This is a genomic window from Eximiradius sp. (assembly GCA_937127445.1).
Classification (GTDB): domain Bacteria; phylum Bacteroidota; class Ignavibacteria; order Kapaibacteriales; family UBA2268; genus JAKIZO01.
The window spans coordinates 1-17891 of the sequence record CAKZLY010000028.1; the positions used below are offsets into that span (position 1 = coordinate 1).

At 32.3% G+C, this 17891-nt stretch carries 14 protein-coding genes; 3 read left to right on the forward strand and 11 right to left on the reverse strand.

The genetic code is table 11. The features are described 5' to 3' along the window. The coding region (locus tag AC6QZF_RS08685; protein WP_499799490.1) for an OmpA family protein at positions 1-699 on the forward strand (699 nt) is incomplete at its 5' end. 45 nt (positions 700-744) lie between these two features. On the opposite strand, the gene AC6QZF_RS08690 is transcribed toward AC6QZF_RS08685, so the two are convergent. From AC6QZF_RS08690 to AC6QZF_RS08705, 4 genes are read right to left on the reverse strand one after another with little or no spacing between them, the layout of a single operon-like run. Further along, a complete protein-coding gene (locus tag AC6QZF_RS08690; RefSeq protein ID WP_499799491.1) occupies positions 745-1845 on the reverse strand; it encodes a response regulator in 1101 nt (366 codons plus the stop codon). Positions 1846-1856: 11 nt separating this feature from the next. Continuing rightward, the gene (locus AC6QZF_RS08695) at positions 1857-3047 is read right to left on the reverse strand and encodes a cytochrome c3 family protein (protein WP_499799492.1); all 1191 of its coding nucleotides are present in this window, start codon (positions 3045-3047) and stop codon (positions 1857-1859) included. An 11-nt stretch (positions 3048-3058) separates the two neighbouring features. Next, positions 3059-4291 (reverse strand): NrfD/PsrC family molybdoenzyme membrane anchor subunit, encoded by a 1233-nt coding sequence (gene nrfD / locus AC6QZF_RS08700; protein WP_499799493.1) that lies wholly within the window; start codon positions 4289-4291, stop codon positions 3059-3061. Positions 4292-4300: 9 nt separating this feature from the next. Beyond that, entirely contained in the window at positions 4301-5197 is an 897-nt protein-coding gene (locus tag AC6QZF_RS08705) for a 4Fe-4S dicluster domain-containing protein (RefSeq protein WP_499799494.1), read from the reverse strand. 385 nt (positions 5198-5582) lie between these two features. On the opposite strand from AC6QZF_RS08705, the gene AC6QZF_RS08710 reads away from it, so the two are divergent. Then, positions 5583-7505 carry a TonB-dependent receptor gene (locus AC6QZF_RS08710; RefSeq protein ID WP_499799495.1) on the forward strand — a complete coding sequence of 641 codons (1923 nt, stop codon included), beginning with the start codon at positions 5583-5585 and terminating at the stop codon, positions 7503-7505. A 4-nt stretch (positions 7506-7509) separates the two neighbouring features. On the opposite strand, the gene AC6QZF_RS08715 is transcribed toward AC6QZF_RS08710, so the two are convergent. The 7 genes from AC6QZF_RS08715 to AC6QZF_RS08745 form a co-directional block, all read right to left on the reverse strand. Further along, entirely contained in the window at positions 7510-8310 is an 801-nt protein-coding gene (locus AC6QZF_RS08715) for an energy transducer TonB (RefSeq protein WP_499799496.1), read from the reverse strand. A gap of 1 nt (position 8311) precedes the next feature. Continuing rightward, positions 8312-9862, reverse strand: a complete 1551-nt coding sequence (locus AC6QZF_RS08720) for an SPOR domain-containing protein (protein ID WP_499799497.1) — start codon at positions 9860-9862, stop codon at positions 8312-8314. Next, on the reverse strand, positions 9862-11505 hold the full coding sequence (locus AC6QZF_RS08725; RefSeq protein ID WP_499799498.1) for a hypothetical protein: 1644 nt from the start codon (positions 11503-11505) through the stop codon (positions 9862-9864). Before AC6QZF_RS08725 ends, AC6QZF_RS08720 begins: the two co-directional genes overlap by 1 nt. A gap of 22 nt (positions 11506-11527) precedes the next feature. Next, positions 11528-14650 (reverse strand): tetratricopeptide repeat protein, encoded by a 3123-nt coding sequence (locus AC6QZF_RS08730; RefSeq protein ID WP_499799499.1) that lies wholly within the window; start codon positions 14648-14650, stop codon positions 11528-11530. Positions 14651-14872: 222 nt separating this feature from the next. Then, entirely contained in the window at positions 14873-15376 is a 504-nt protein-coding gene (locus tag AC6QZF_RS08735; RefSeq protein ID WP_499799500.1) for a DUF6580 family putative transport protein, read from the reverse strand. A gap of 67 nt (positions 15377-15443) precedes the next feature. After that, positions 15444-15674, reverse strand: a complete 231-nt coding sequence (locus AC6QZF_RS08740; protein WP_499799501.1) for a hypothetical protein — start codon at positions 15672-15674, stop codon at positions 15444-15446. Between the two features lie 21 nt (positions 15675-15695). Further along, the gene (locus AC6QZF_RS08745) at positions 15696-16979 is read right to left on the reverse strand and encodes a dihydroorotase (RefSeq protein WP_499799502.1); all 1284 of its coding nucleotides are present in this window, start codon (positions 16977-16979) and stop codon (positions 15696-15698) included. Between the two features lie 193 nt (positions 16980-17172). Here AC6QZF_RS08745 and AC6QZF_RS08750 point away from each other — a divergent pair, with 193 nt between their 5' ends. Continuing rightward, a complete protein-coding gene (locus AC6QZF_RS08750; RefSeq protein WP_499799503.1) occupies positions 17173-17889 on the forward strand; it encodes an inorganic pyrophosphatase in 717 nt (238 codons plus the stop codon). The last annotated feature ends 2 nt before the right edge of the window (positions 17890-17891 follow it).

A 17891-nucleotide genomic window follows, 5' to 3' on the forward strand; every position in this document is an offset into this window, starting at 1 on the left:
TCGTACCATTATAGTGCAAACTTTTATTATAAAATAACAGGAAATACTAAGTTTGTTGTAAAAGCAGAAGACAATAATTTGACTTGTCAAGATGAATTCACTGTTTATGCTGAACCAGAAGAACAGTATTCCGATTATCAAATATTAGCATTATTTGATTATAGAAGTACTGAATTATTAGATAGTTATATTAACAATTTAGATATGTTAGCTGAAATTGCAATAAATAACCCAAACTATACTCTGGAATTAATCGGATATGCAGAAATTGAGGGAAAAGAAACAGACACGAAAAATCTTGCTCAATACAGAGCTCAAGCTGTTGCAGATCAATTAATTGGATTAGGTGTAAGCCCATCTCAAATTCGTGTGGTTTCCGAAGGGAGCAGTAAACCAATATATTACTTGCCAACAAAAAATTGGCAAAAACTCTATAATAGACGAGTAGAAATTCGTTGGATTACTTCTGATGATTTGCCTTACGAAATAATTGAAAATATTTATCCTTCGGAGGAGATAGCCCAAAACAAAGTGAATATATGGAAAGAAAGAGGGTACAAATCTTATTATGAAAGATACTTAAAAAATAATATGCCTTACTACAAAGTTAAATTGTGGGGGTATGCAACTGCCGAAGAAGCAGAAAAAGTAAGAAAAATTCTCAGTAAAAAATTTAAAGGTAATTTTCAAGTAAGATGAGAGATTTACCACCTGATTTTTCAGATGGGAAATCCCTCATAAACTCTACTTTTCAAAAAACATGTTTACTAACTTTTGAAATGTTTCATTATCAACTTGTTCTAAAATTGATTTATCAAAATTGATTGATAAATTTGTGAGTTCGGCTTTCAGTTTTTCACATTCGCTCTTAATATATTCGTTAGCTTCTTTTCCAAACATTGCTAATGAAACAATTTCTTTTATCCTGTCTGTTTCAATTTTACAAATCCAATTTTTGTAGGGGTTTTGATACAAATCTTCAAAGTTCTGTCTGATTTTGACATTTGCACCAACAACCTTTAAACCGTTTAAATTCATATTGAAATAAATATCAAACGTATTTTTTTTAACAACAAACAAAGGATTTTCCTTCGACAAAGTAATATTTAAATTAGCAAAGTCAACCGTATCAATTATCCCTAACAATCTCATCGCAAAAGTGTCTAAACCAAAACGAATAAAGCCATTTTCTTCAATATATCCCCAAATATGATTTTTTAGCAGGAAGTAACCAGCTGGAATATTTTCAGTTATCGAAGAAGTTTTTATTGACTTTTCAAGTTCTGATTTTATTTTTTCCCTTCTTTTCGAAAGATGTTTTCTTACAAAGTCATTTAAACGATTATCAACATAAGGTTTCTGAATAAAGTCAATTGCTCCCTCCTTGATTAAATCATAAGGGGTTGCCGAACTAACACTTTCAGTTATTATAATCACGTCAATATCGGGTCGTTTTTGCTTAATTCGATTAGTAAGTTCTTCACCTGAAATATCTCTTGTTTTTTCGCCTGTAAAAACAAAGTCATAATGATTTAACAAACATAGTTGATGTGCTTCCATTCCGCTTATAACTGAATCAACAGAATATCCATCTAAAACAAGCAAACTACGTAGTTTGTCTAATAATTCTTCATCTTTTTCAACAATTAATATGCGCGCTAATGGATTTTGAAGCTCAACCCTTTTGAGTGAACTTGAAATATTTGAGTAATCTTTGGTCAAACTTTCTTTCAATGCTTTCTGACGATGCTCTCTAAGCTTCTTTTCAGATGCTTTCTTAACAACGGTTCTTATTAGAACTTCAATAATGATTACTAAGATTATTACTGAAATTGTATATATCATAATAGTTCCCCTTATTTAGTAACTGATTTTCCAGGTTTTTGTTTAGGATAAGAGTAATTATCGTGGCAATCACTACAAACAGTTTTCTGAGCGAAATTTCTTGATGGGTGGCAACTTTCGCAATCTAATTCCTTATGAGTATCGTCTAAAATCAGTCCCGTACGTTTATGATTAAATTTTCCTGTTACAAAATCAGTATGGCAGGAAATGCAACTTGGATTAAGTTTGTTTGGTAAATTCATTACTGTATGGCACTTATCACAAGGCAATTTTGAGTGGTGTTTTCCTAAATCAAAGCCTGTTAATTTGTGGTCAAACTTATCTTTTACTTCGTTCATATGGCATTTGTTACAAGAATTGTCTTTATGGCAGGTGATACAATTTTGATGAACGACTTCAAATGGCTGTCCCTTTAAATCGTGCTTTCTTGGTTTGTCGTAAGTTCTATCAACATCGTGGCACTTTGTGCATCTATCATTCTGATGACAAGTTTTGCAAGTAAGTCCAAAAAGCTTCACGTGTTCATCGTGATTAAAAGTTACCAATCGTCCGTTTTCAAAATTAGTTTCATAGATGATTTTAGGCTGAGAAACATATTCTGGATGAGTTTTACCAATTAGATTATTCATTTTTTTCTGAATATTTTCTTTTGTTTCTTTAGCAATTGGCAAATGGCAATAGGAACAATCGTTGGAATGGCTCCAATCTCTGTGACAACTGTAGCATTGACGGTGAAATGAAGCAGTTAAATCAGGACGAGAAATATCTTTGCGTTTCCTTTCTTGTTTGTGGCAATTCTCGCATTTTTCAATCGGTCCAGCAATATTATAATGATGGCATCCATCGCAACCAATTGAAATATCTGCCATTTGAGCGTGAATAAGGTGTGAGAAAACTACTTTTCCATAACGTTTCCCATTATTATTCAGAATAACATATTCAGGACCTTCCTCTGGTTTATGTTCAATTGTAATCAATTCATTTCTTGGACAAGCAATTAAGCAAGGATTTTTCTTCGTTGGGAAATCGCAGCTATGACATCTTTTACACTCAATTGGCAATCGTTGATGACCATCATTCGGCTTAACAATTATTTCTTTGGATTTATTGCCGGCTTTAGATTTTGGGATTTGATTTTGTCCAATAATAAAACCACTCACTGCTATAAAAATAACAACAAATATTAAAGTTTTATTTTTCATCTTTTGTCTCCTCAATGAATTGGATTAGTAAGTGTTCCCGGACTACTGCTATTTTCGGGTATGCTAATAATAGGGAATATCATAACAAAAGCTCTATATAAAAGTACTAAAAGTGCAATTAATCCAACAGTAACTGATATTTCACCAAAAGATGGGAAATATGGAGATACAGAATAGGGTGGATGGTATGCAATAACAAAATTATTCAATCTGTTAATAAATACGCCAAAAACTACCAAAGTTGATGCAATAAATAACCATAAAGGTGAATTCAATACTGCTCTTGACATAAACATTCTCAACGGGATTACCACTCCTAAAATAATCTCAATCATAAACATTACACTGTGAATATTAATCTCTGCCAAATAAACGTATGTTCCTCTTATAACCATATCTCCAATTTTGAAAGATAAATAGATAAATAGCAAAAGTGGCACTAATGAGCCGAGTCTTCTCAAGACAGGCATTTCTGGTTCTAATTTGAACGATCTTGAAGCAATTAGTGACTCGAATATTACCATTGGAAATCCAACAGCAATAGCAGACAAAAGGAATAATAGTGGCAGAATCGGGGTCTGCCAGAGCGGATGCATTTTGCTTCCAGCGATAATCATCAATGTGCCTAATGAAGACTGATGTAAAGTAGAGAGAACAACTCCCGCAATAAAGAAGATAAACATTACTTTTGATAATGTCTTGTCAAGTAACCTGAGTAATTTGTCTAATACTTTATTGAAAATTGATAAAATACCTGGCAGATTGACTCTTCCGATAAAACGTTCAGTAACGATTGGGATAAATTCTATATAAAGTACTGTTAGGTATATCATAACGCATATACCAACTTCAAATAATGCTGAATTAGGATTCCACATAATTAGTGGATGCCAAATATAATACCAACGGCCGATATCTATAAATACGCCCAAAGCAACAAAAGTATATCCAAGCATTGCTGTAAGTAATGCAGGACGAACAACAACATGATAATACTCACGGTTCATAACGTGACTCAAAGCTGCAGTTGTAAATCCACCTGCTGCTAATGCTACTCCTGTTGCAACATCAATAGCAATCCAAATCCCCCAAGGATATTGCTGATTAAGATTCGTAACCGAACCAATCCCAAAAATAAACCTCATTGCAAGAAATATCAACCCATTTAGCGCGAGTAAACACAAAATAATTACACCAGGGGTAAAAAATTTTATCTTTAATGGTTTTGGTAATAAACCTTCCATTTTATCCTCCTATTCTTCTTCTAAATCTGAACGTTTTTTAGTGAGCCACATTATTCCACCAAGCAGTGAATAAAGCGCAATTGGCGGAACAAAGTAAGCAAAAATACCATGTTGGATACTCTCTGATACACCAGGAGCAGGCGATAGTTTAAGTTTAGGCATTCCAAATTCCCACATTTTTTTGTTACCAATGTAAACCCACGAGGTTCCACCAACTTCTTTTTCCCCATAAATATAGTTTTCATACCTGTTAGGATATAAAGATATTCTTTCTTTTGCAAGTTGGATAATCTCATTTCGAGGACCATATGTCATTACTTCCATTGGACAAATCTCAACACAGGCTGGCAACATACCTTGTTTTGTTCTCTCGATACAGAAATCGCATTTCATTATTCGCGGCTCAATTGCTTTATTATATTCAAAGGTCGGCACCTGGAACGGACAAGCAACCATACAATAGCGGCATCCTATGCATTTGCTCCCATCCCAAACAACACTTCCATTTTCGAATTTGCTAAATGCTCCAACGATACAAGCAGAAACACAAGCAGGATGGTCGCAGTGGTTGCATTGTGCTTTAACGAAAATCGGGGATAATTTGTTTTTTTGGTTTTCAAATTCATTGACTACTGTTAAAGCCGTTTCATCAGGACGTCTAAATTTTTTAAAAACACTACGGTCATGATAGTCATCAAGCTGCCCAGCTGGGATATTGTGTGCTTCTTTACAAGCCCACTCGCAATGGCGGCATCCGATACATACTGTTGTATCAACGAGTACCCCCATTCTTTCATCTGAGAGAATATTCGTGGATGCTGAATCAGCATTCTGAGTGCTAACAGCAGCAACCGATGCAATTGCAGCTGCCTTTTTAAAAAAATTTCTTCGGTTTATCTTGTTCATAACGATTTTAAAATAATTATTAATAATAATTCATTTGTAAATTAAGATTAAATGCTTAATGCTCTTTCATTAAAATATTAATAATGCTAACAAAATACAAAAGAAAAATAAAAAATAATAATTATTTGTTTGAAAATATTAGACTTATCTATTATTTATTTTTAGCGAAACTAAATTTAATTTAAATAAATTAATTTGTTTTACTTCATTGAATAGAAGGTATATTCCTGCTTTTATTGAGATTTATAATTGCTTCTGTAAGTTAATTTTTTTTAATAAACTTTATTGAATTGATTTTTCACTATAATGAACAGTTGAACTTACTATTTTTCGATATGTTTTTATTAATTTTGGATGTTATGTTTAATTGAATTTTGAATTTTTTATGAAAAAAGTCATTTTATTTTTAATCGTACTTAATGCATTTTTTTTAAAAGCAGAAGTAATAAAGGAAACAAAAACAAATCCAGTGGTAGTAACGGCAAGTAGTGAGCCAGTTCTATATTCTGAAACTGCTCGAATAGTTACAGTAATTGATTTAGAACAAATTCAATCATCGAATGCCAAAAATATAGAAGATTTGCTAAAATATATCTCCAATGTGGATGTTAGAAGAAGAGGTGGACCACAAGCACAGGCAGATTTTTCAGTTCGTGGTGGTTCATTCGAACAAACTCTGATAATGATAAACGGAATTCCGTTTAATTCTGCTCAAACTGGGCATCATAATGGTAATTTGCCAATCTCAATTTATGACATTGAAAAGATAGAAATTTTAGAAGGGTCCGGGAACAGAGTTCTTGGTACAAATGCTTTTTCTGGTGCTGTAAATATTATCACGAAAAAAGCAGCAAATGATCAACGGATAAATTTTGCCATTTCAGGCGGTGAATACGGATATTACGATTTCAATATTTCGAGCAATTTCGTTTTATTTAATAATTTGAATTCTTTTTATTCTATTTATCGCCAAAAATCTGATGGATATATCCAAAACACCGATACTGATATTATTAACTTTTTTGGTTCTAATATTTTTTGTTCGGAATATGGTAATATTTCATTACAATACGGTGTTGGTAAAAGAAATTTTGGAGCAAATAGTTTTTATACTGCAAAATATCCAAATCAGTACGAGGCAATAAATTCTTCATTTATGAATATTTCTTATTCCAAGAATATAGATAATATAAAGATTTTTTTACAATCATACTACAAAACTCTTTTCGATAGATTTGAGCTTTTTCGTTCTATGAAAAGCGCTCCTGCTTGGTATAAAGGGCACAATTACCATAATAATACTTCATTAGGAGGTCAAATTAAAGCAAGTATTACATCTGACATTGGAATTTCTTCGTTTGGTTTAGAAATCAGAGATGAAAGCATATTAAGTAATGTTTTAGGTAAAAAGTTAGACAGTCCTAAAAAAATATCTAGTGAAAAAAACAAATATTATTATTATTCAGACAACAGACAAAACGTAAGTGTATTTTTTGAACAGTTTATAAAATATGGTAGAATGTCTATTTTTATTGGAAGTATGTATAATTGGAATTCTCGGTTTAATTCAGATTTCTATGGTGGGCTTGATGTATGCTATCAATTATCTGATAATGCAAGTGCTTTTGGGAGCATTAATCAATCAGGAAGGCTTCCAAGCTTCACAGATTTGTATTATAATGGACCCACTAATAAAGGTAACCCAAATTTGAAACCAGAATATTCAATTTCAATTGAAACAGGTGTTAAATATAGCAGCAAATTTACAAGTTCAAGTTTTTCGATTTTTAGAAATTTTGGAAAAGACTTAATTGATTGGATAAAGCATCCTGATTCAACTTTGTGGGAAACAAGAAATCTTACTAAATTAAATACAATTGGTTTTCAATTTTCTACTAATTTATTTCCTAAATCCATCTATGATAACATAAATTGGTTCAAAATAATTAGTTTATCATATACATTTATTACCTCAACCAAAAGCTCACAGAATTATCAATCACTTTATGCACTTGATTATCTCAAACATAAATTTAACGTAAATGCACTTTTCAACATAGGATATGATTTTACATTTAATGTGAATACTAATTATCAAAAACGCAATGGAACTTATTATAGTTATGAAAAAAATCAAGAAGTTAAATATAATGATATATTCCTTGCAAGCATTAAAATATCATATGCTATATACCGATATACTTTCTTTTTGGAAATAGATAATATTTTCGATAAAAAATATCAGGATATTGCCAATGTGATTCAGCCGGGAAGATGGGCGAGAGGTGGTTTGCAATTCAATTTTTAGAATATTACCTTAATCTGAATGTAAAAGGAATTACCCCAACCATTTCAATATCTTCTTTTATTGGGTTAAATCTCCATTGGCGAAGCGCTTCAATGGCGGCACGTTCAAGCCGTGGGTCCGCTTTTTGAAGCGGGACAATTGAACCAACAGTTCCGTCAGGTCTTACAGTAAAACGAATTTTAATTTGTGCTGATGTGTTGACACCTGGTGGGAAAGTCGGAATTTTCTTCACTAACACCACTCTGTTTCCGCCGCCGCCCCATTCAATATCGCCAAAACCTTCACCCTTGCCAGGCCCAGTGCCTCGTGTTCCGAGTCCAGTGCCCCAATCTTCGCCATCGGGGAAACCAATATTACGAGAACTTGTTCCCAAATCAGATGGAGTTTGCTTCTCGCTTGAACTAATCTCACGCTTTGCAACGATGTTTGATGATTCAGTTATATCAGTAGACGCAGATGTTTTTGATATTTGAGTTTTTGCGGCAATTTCAGCATCGTGCAGTTCACTTCGTGGTAAATTGCCTTTATGAGCAACACCTTCTCGAGATAAATTCCCTTTGCTCATTCCTGTTCCGTCTCCATATCCAAAGCTCAATAGTTCGAGAGGAACAGTGTTGGAAATTAATTGTCTGGATTCTGGTTGAGGATCTCTAATAAGGTTTAACAATAATAAAAGAACAAAAGTAGTTGGAATAGCAATAGCTAAACCTTTTGCTGTATTTGCGTGCCACGGTATCTTAAATTGAAAAGAATAATTCTCATCTTTATAAGATGGATTGTACAGATAATTGTCTTTTCCCCCCATATTATTGAATCCTATCAATCCAAGATTGTGAAAAACCAAATTTCAATGCAGTTGCAGTAGCTTCCTCCATACTGCTGAAATACCCAAATCGTACTCGGTACCATTGACGATCGCGTACAATTTGTGGTGATATATATGCATCTATGTTATGTCTCATTTTTATTTCCCTAATCCAGTTTTTAGCATCTTCAAGGGAAGGAGTGGCATATACTTGGATTGTGTAAATTTCCTCCTTCGCAACTTTATTGTTATTTAACGCAATATCGTTAGCATTGGTTACATTTTTTTTAGCTACTGGAGAGATGTTTCTTTTTACCAGTAATGTTTTAGCTTCTTCTGAACGAACATTTGAAGCCATATTAAGTTTAGTTTCTTCAGGTTTATCTGGTTTTTGAGTTAGTTTTGTTTCTTTTTGGGTAATTTGACTGTCGATATTTTTGGGGACCGTTTGCTCATTATTTTCGGTTTTATCTGGTTCTTGAATTTCATGCTTTATTTGTTCTTTTGCTTTTGCCATTTCAGGAGTTTTTTGAGCCTCTACTGGTTTTGTGTCTTTAACTTGTTTAGGTATTTGTTTTTCCGAATGATCGCTAAACAATTTCGAACTAATAAGATTTATTCTTTGGTACCCAAAATTATCCCATATGTAATACAACGCGATTCCAGAAACAGCGAACAGCAAAAAAACAGCAGGATATTTTAATAAAGAGAAAAATGATATTTTTCTTATATGCTTATCTTTCTTTGTAGTTTGTTGTTCTTTCGACTTTTTACTTTTATTATCTATCTCATTTAGGGGCTCGCTTAATGATTCATTGATTATTGTTCGAGAAGTATTATTAAAATTAATTGGAGGAACCCCAGTGTCTGGAATATTAGAAGGACTATCAGTATTGATATCGGATAGTATTAAAAATAAAGAAGGGTTATTTTCATCATCAAAAGACATATTATTTGTTTCTTCTTGATATTCTTCTTCAAAATTCTCGATAGTTTCTTTTTTTTCTTTACTTTTCTTAATTTCTTTTTCTAATTCTTTGATAAATGCGCTATCAAGTTCTAAAGAAGATATACTTTCAGTATTTTCGCTTTCAGTTTCAAGATGTTCAGCTGCAGTAAATAATTGTTTGTATTCTTGTGGTTTTTCACTTGCTATTTCAACCTCGTCACCAAAAAGATACTCGCTCTCAGGTTGCTGTTCTTCAATTTCTTGCGTTTGATTTTGGCTTTCGGTATAAGCGGTTGAAAAAGCCTCTTCAATATTATCATTTTCTATATTTTCAGATACAATCTGATCAGATGTTTGCTCTTGCTCGAATATATCCCAAATAGAACCTTTAGCAGGTGGTGCGAGTATTTCCTCTTGTGAAGGTAAACTTTCTTCTTGTATCAGTTCAGTAGTTTCAGAATTTTCATTTTCATCATCGAAAGAAGGTACGGTTCCTGGATAATTCTGTTGCGTTGCGAGCAAAAAAGTATCATCATCGGGTTCACCAGGTGTAAATCCAGCATTTTCTTCGGATCTCAATATTTCAGAGAAAATTTGTTTCATTAATATTGCCAGATTATTCCAATTTTGGCAAACAAACCTCTTTCTTTATATCCATTCCAATAGTAAATATTTGAACCTAACAAGTTATTAAAATTTGCAAAAAATACAAAATTATTATTGATAATATAATCGGTATTAAATGAAAAATCTAAATAGCTTTCTAACTTTTTGTCGTTTTTATTTGATATATCGTTTTCACTAAGATAACTTAAAGATATATCAAAACCTAATTTTTCAAAAAATACTTTCCTATAAGATATATTAGATTTGAAGAATGGATGATAGGGAATAGGACCATCGGAATTATTCAATTTACTTAGAGATAAAATAGTGCTTAAAACAATTTTATCGCTTTTAGTAATATACCATAATAATTCAGGAGAGATTTCAAGAATTGTTCCCTGATCATATCCTAAATTGAAAGTGTTATTGTTTGTTTCATCAAAAAAACATAATCTATCAGCAATTCTCCAACTAATATTTGCAGTTGCAAATATATTTTCGGTTGGATGATAGGTAAGAGAACCGTTAATCAAAGCAATATTGTATGAATAATCTAAATTAGCAGAAAAATCTAAATAAGGATTTTGATAAAACCTGTCACTAAAAGATTTATTTTCTAAGCCGCTTATGAATGAACTTTTTACAGTAAATAACTCGTTTATTCTATATTCAATCTGGGATTCTAATAGTAAACCACCCCGAGATGTTTCATTTGAATTTGTCGCGCTCTGCAACCCAATGTTACCAGATATGCTAAATTCGTCAGAGAAATAGGAAAAACCACCTGCTACTTCAATAAAACTAACGGAGTTTTTTCTGAGTGAGTGGAAATCAACAAGAATTTCGCCATTAATTAAGAAGTCATTCCAATAATTTTTTACATTAAGAAATCCTTTTATTTCATTATCGACAGAGTTTCGAGATGGATGATAACTTAATGATTTGCTATTTGCAGACAATTGTAAAGAATTAATATCGAAACCAGTGTTAAATAAAACACCTTCGTAAGCGCCGTTTGTTTCTAATTTAATTCCATAATTACTTGCATTTCTATCAAAATAATCATCATTATTTAAAGAAACTTGATTTGCATATAAATTATAATTTTTAGAATTAAAGAAAATAGATGAACGCGTCCTGCTCCCACCGAAAATCCAGAATTTATCAGGAGCAATGTAGTCAGAAAATAAATTCACGCCAAATTTATTATATTCTGAGCGTTTATATTCGCCAGAGCTGCTTTCGTAGTTGATATAGCCATATAAATCGTAACCTTCAACTTTTTGGCGAGCACCCAAAGTGATTTCAGGTGTGAAAAACATTCCGATGCTGCTTCTTACATTAATTTTAGGGAATGTTTTTGAGATAGTTTTTGTGGGCAAAGTGTCTGGTGCAAGCAGAAGAGAGGAGTGTTTTTCATATGAATTAATTGAATCAAGTTCCTCTTTTATTAGCTTATTTACTCTTGTTGGTAATTGCTTCATTCCAGATTTAACATTGACTTGCTCAACACCTTCAATAATAAAATTAGGTAATTCAAGCGGTTTTGGCGTTTCTTGCGGAGGATTAGTCTGAGCGAATGAGTAATTATTCAGACCAATCAAAATACACATTATAATAATATTTTTTTTCATTCTCATAGTAACTATAATTAATTGTTAATTATTGTTTTATTCTTCTCAATCTTGATTTTGCAGTTTTACCAAAGTCATCATCGGGTCTGAGATTTTCAAGTATTTGATACATCTCCCGAGCAAGTTCCATACGATTTAACTTTTCGTAACACTCACCAAGACTTAGTAGAGAAAGAGAGAACCAATCTTCGTATCCTGTAAAGTTTTCCTTAACAATGTTTAATTCTTCGATTGCTTTTTCACAATCATTTATTCGTATATAGATTTCACCCAATCTATATTGAGCTTCAGAAGCAAAAGAAGGATTTCCTTCTTCCTTTGATAATATCCTAAAATGAACTAAAGCAGAATCGAACATTAATTTTGTTCTATAATACATTGCAACACGATAGCGACTGAAATCACCATATTCTGTGTGAGGGAAATTATCAGCAACTGATTTAAGTTTATTTACAGCCCCCAAAGTATCCAACAGGAGGAGTCTAATCAAAGCACGTTCAAATCCAGCTTGTGCAGCTGTTTCGTGAGTATTGTAGCTTGTTTCAAGAAGAGAAAAAATAGTGTCGGCTTTAAGCGGGTTGTTAATTTGCTTTTGTAATAATCCATATTCTAATAATCCAAGCGGCGCATAATCACTTTTAGGATATTGTTTTGCAAGTTTTTCAAATGTTTCAGAAGCTTTCTTATATTCATTCATACTAATGTAACTTTTGCCCATCAAAAACATTGCTTCTGCATTTTTTTCATTATCTGGATATTTATTAATGAAATTTTCAAATTCAGAAACTGCATCATTAAATTTGCGTCCTGTATAAAACATTTCAGCTCTTTTATACTTAAATTCTTGAATATAAGGTGATTCAGGGTTTGATTCGATATATTTATCTGCAATTTTAATTGCTTCGTCTTCTCTTCCCATCGCCATAAGTGCAAATTGAACACTTCTCATAGCTTCGGCAGCAAGTTCATTACTCGGGAATGTTTGAATAATATATTGATAACCTTTTATAGCTTCTTCATAATTACCCAAATTATAGTAACAATCTGCTATTGCGTAATATGCTCTTGGAACTAAATTGCTTTGCGGATATGCTTTAATCATGAAATTAAAATTATCAATAGCTTCAGCATACTTCTTTTGTTGGAAACGTATCCATCCGATAAGATACAAAGCATTAGGCGAATATGGTGAATTGGTATAACGATTAGCAAATTCTAATAAGGCAGTTATAGATTGTTCAAATTTCTGCATTCTATAATATGCATGAGCAAGCTGATATGCAGAATATTGTCCTTCTTCTGAATTTGGTGCTAATCTAAAAGCTTTCTGATATGCTTCTGCAGCTTTTGAATAATTTTTGTTTAAATAATAACCATCTCCCTGTCGAGTTAATACTTCGACAGCATAATCTGATTTAGGAAATTCTTTGACTAATTGGTCAAATATTCTGGAAGATTGTTCAAAATTTTTAAGTCTAAAATGGGACCAACCTAATCCGTATAGTGCTTCTTCACGTCTACGAGAAAGTGGATATTCATCAATTATTTTTCTGTAGATTTGTGCTGAATTGTTAAGCAAATCGGAACGGTAGTACGCTTCGGCTAACCAAAAATATGCCTCGTCTATATTTTTCGATTTTTCATTATCTGAAATATAGCTTAATAATGGCTTAATTGCTTCCGAACTTCTAAGAGATAAGACTAAAGCTATTCCTTGTTTCAATCTTGCTTCATTTATATATAAATTCTTGTTTTGAACAAAAATTTCATCACTATTTATAGCAAGCTGTTCGGCTTGTTTGTATTCACTATATGCCTTATCATATAACTTTAATTCAAGGTAAGTCGCCCCCAGAAGTAGTGAAGCACGTATTGCTGTCCTGCCATCAAGAACCTCTCTATTGGCACGTTCTAAATCTTTTTTTGCCTGCACAAAATTACCAGATTCGTAATTCATTTGCCCTAATTCTAATAAGACATTACCCGTAAATCTATAACTTGCCTTAAGAGAGAGTGTGTATAGTTCTTTGCGAGCATTTGAAGTATCGCCTTTTTCCTTCAAGGAAATAGCTCTGTATAATTGAGCAAGAGATTTGTTAATGTCGTTATTATCTTCAACATTCTTAATTATTGCATCAAAATAGTTTATTGCAAGCTCGTAATTATTTTGATTTAATGAGGCCCAACCAGCCCCTAATTTAGCACTGTAAATCAAATATGAGTTGGGATAGTTTTCAATAAGTTGATTATATGAAGCAATTGCAGCATCATAATTTTTTGATAAGTTGAAAGCTTCTGCTTTGAGATAAATTATTTTCTCTTGATAAGCATCAATATTTGTTTGCTTTTCGAATTTTTTCGCATCTGACTGTGCTGCCAGAATGATTCTATTGATGGTTTCGGCTCTTTCAATTGCCAAAAGGGCAGAGCGGTTGTCTCTTAACATTAAGTGATTATTTGCTTCCCTGATGTATGAAGCTATAATAGTATTTCTATAAGGATATTTGATCTGCAACAACTTATAAGCTTCTATTGCTTTTTTATAATCATTGTTCATTTCATAAATAGCACCGCTAGCGTAAATTGCATCGTCTGTAAATTCGCCATATTCATAACTTTTCACTAATTCTTCAAAAATTGAAGCTGCTTCGAAATGTTTGCCCTGGTTAGCTAAAGCAATACCATTCCAATATAGTGCTTGATGTGCTATATATCGATACACACTATCACGTCTTAGCCTGAAATTCAAATCTGCAGCATTTTTTGCATATTCAAAGTTTTTTACGGCATCAGCATATTTTTTTCGTTCAAATTCAATAAAGCCAATTTTTAAGTATGAATGAGGAATTAGTGGTGAATTTGAATTTGTTATGATGTATTCATTTATCTGGGCTATTGCAATTGAATGATTTCCTGAGTGTAAATCAATATCAGCTTGCAAAAGGATCGCTTTATCATATGCAGCTGTGAAAGGATATTCCTTAATAAGTTGCATAAGTTTTATTTCAGATTGACGGAGCAATCTAATATCATAAATTTTCTCAATTTCGATAAATTCTTTACTTCCATAATTATAATATGGAGAGTTAATTTGAGAATTTGCAGTATAACAAACAAATACAAGAGATAATAATAATGTGAGATTTTTCATATTAAATAATAATTATTCATTATAACAAACAGCAATAAATTAAATTTAAATATTTTTTTGAGATGTTAATTTATGCTGCATTGTAAATATATAAAAATATATTCATTTAAAAAAGAGATGATTAATTTTAAAATTAGTGTCTTTGAAGAAGTCTAATAGACAACAAAAAAGGCTGCGGCAAATAATTTGCACAGCCTTTTCTTAAATAAACAAATGAAATATTTATCTTGATACCGAAAGAGATGGTAGGTACTTTATTGATAATTCATAAGTTCCAAACATAGCAGCAGAGTATAATATAGCCGATGAGACGGTATTTCTGAAAAATGGAATTGCCATTTCATAGCAATTAATCAAACCATTTAAATCGTGGCTATACATTTCTGAGGTAATCCATACAGAAAAATTGGTAACAATAAAAAAGAGAACTGCACCAACGATTGAATTTGTTAATACAGATTTTACATTTATTTTCTTTGTTTTTGAGCCCAAATAAATAATTAATGCAAATGAAGCATAAACAGCAAACATATCATAATGAAAGCCTAAAAAAGCATCGCTGATTAGCATAGCAGCAATAGGAACAACATAGGCAAGCTTTCTGTTTGATATACACGCACCACTGAAAAGGGCAAGCGAAATGATAGGGGAAAAATTAGGTGCAATCGAAATAAATCTCGATAATACTGCTAATACAATTAATGCGATTGGAAAGATGAAATTCATTTTTACTAACCTACAAAATTAATTTGACATTCAATTTAGTTTACATAATATAGATTATATTGCATTTTTATTCTTTATCAGTTTCACTTTCTTTTTTTTCTTTAAGTATGTTTTTCAGCTTGTTCGTAATCTTTTGTTTTTTATCTTCTTGCTCATTGATCAAATTTTTTATTGATTTCAGAACATGAGAATCCTCCGATTCAACTCTCGATTGTATTTTCTTAATCATTTCTTTTACAATCATATCCCGAAGCATTTTCTCTTGATGTGGATCCAGGTCAATGTTTTTCTTCGACATAATGACCTCCAATTTTCAAATTTACAAGGTAGACGACCAAAGTTTCCCATTATTAATGGCAAATTTTGGACGACCTTTTAGTTTCATATTTTCGTAAGGCATATTTTTTGAAATAGACATAAACTTGTTACTACTTACTATCCATTCTTCATTAGGTGCAAATATAGTTAAGTTAGCTTTTTCATTTTTCTTTATTTCTATTTGCTTTAAATTCAATATCTTACGTGGATTAATCGACATCAGTTCAACAATTTTACTTAATTCTATATTAAATAAATGATATAAATTGTTTAATATCAACCCAATAGATGTTTCCAGGCCGGTAATTCCACAAGGAGCTTTCTCAAATTCAACTTCTTTCTCGTGCAATGCATGCGGAGCATGATCCGTCGCGATACAATCAATAATGCCTTCTTTTATTCCTTCCAATAAAGCATTGATGTCTTCTTTTGAACGGAGTGGTGGGTTCATTTTTAAATTTGTATTGTAGCTATCTAATAATTCGTGAGATAAAAATAAATGATGAGGTGTTACTTCACAACTAACTCGCAAACCTTTCATTTTGGCACTTCTTATCAATTCTACACTGCCTTTTGTGCTAATGTGCTGCAAATGCAAACGACGATTCCCAGAATATTCCGCAAGTAAAATATCGCGAGCTACAATAATTTCCTCGGCAATTCTTGGATATCCTTTTAACCCAAGTTTTATAGAAAGCTCGCATTCATCCATCGCGAAATTTTTAGTCAAGGAGTGGTCCTCGCAATGTTCAGCAATAAGCAAATCCCTAGTTGTTGCATAATCAAAAGCACGTCGAAGCATTTCAGAAGATTCAATGCTTCTACCATCATCGGTAAACATTACAACGCCCGCATCGTCAAGTTCTAACATTGGTGATATTAATTTACCTTCTCTCTTCTGACTGATTGAACCAGCAATATAAACGTCAACTAATAAATCTTTTGATTTGTTTTTAATATATTCGACAACAGTTACATCGTCGATTGACGGTTCAGTGTTTGGCATACACACAACAGCCGTAAATCCGCCGTTTGCTGCTGCATCTGTTCCCGTTTTAATTGTTTCTTTGTATTCAAAACCTGGTTCTCGTAAATGAGTGTGAATATCAATAAATCCAGGAGCTGCAACCAATTGGCTGCCATCAATAATTTCAGTAGATGAATCAACAATGCATTCTTCATTTGAACAATGCTCGATAATACCATCCTTGATATATAAGTTGACTATTTTATCAAAATTTTCAGTTGGATTGATTACTCTAATGTTTTTAAAAAGAATATTCATCAGCTCTCCTAAAAATTGTAAAATTACATTTTATAAAATTAATAAAATATCCAAATACATAAAAGTAATATTATTATCTTTCTCTGTTATTGTACATTGTATTAAATTGTCGATAAGTTTAGTTGAAAACGAAAATATTACTATTATTCAATCGTCTCTCGAATTTTATTAATTAACAATTTATACGTATACTATGGCTAATGTAAGCGATATTTGGGATTTAGTTGGTCTTCGGTACAAATCTCATCCGTGGCATGGTGTGCACATCGGAGACAATGCGCCCGAAATTGTTACGGCATTTATCGAGGCAACTCCAAGCGACACGGTAAAATACGAAGTTGATAAAAAAACTGGGTATTTGAAGGTAGATAGACCTCAAAAGTATTCTAATGTTTTGCCAGCATTGTATGGGTTTATTCCTCAAACTTATTGCGCAGAATCAGTAGCTGATTATTGTATGGAGAAATCTGGCAGAACTGGCATTATTGGAGATGGGGACCCTATTGATATTTGTGTATTCACAGAAAAGAATATTACTCACGGTGATATTTTAGTTCAGGCGGTGCCTATAGGGGGATTTAGAATGATTGATGGTGGCGAAGCCGACGACAAACTAATAGCAGTGCTTAAAGGTGATGAAGTGTATAAAAATTGGCTTGATGTAAGTGATTGTCCTGTTACAATGATCGACAGATTAAAACACTATTTTCTAACTTATAAAGATATGCCAGGTAGTGAATCATCTCGGTGTGAAATTGTGCAAATTTATGACAGAGACGAAGCCTTAGAAGTTATCGAGCGAAGCAGGCGAGATTATATTGCAAAATTTGGCAAACTGGAGAACAAACTATCTATTGCTGCAATGGAAGCTTTTGCACTCGGATTTAACATGAAAAAGCTTCCACTTTAATA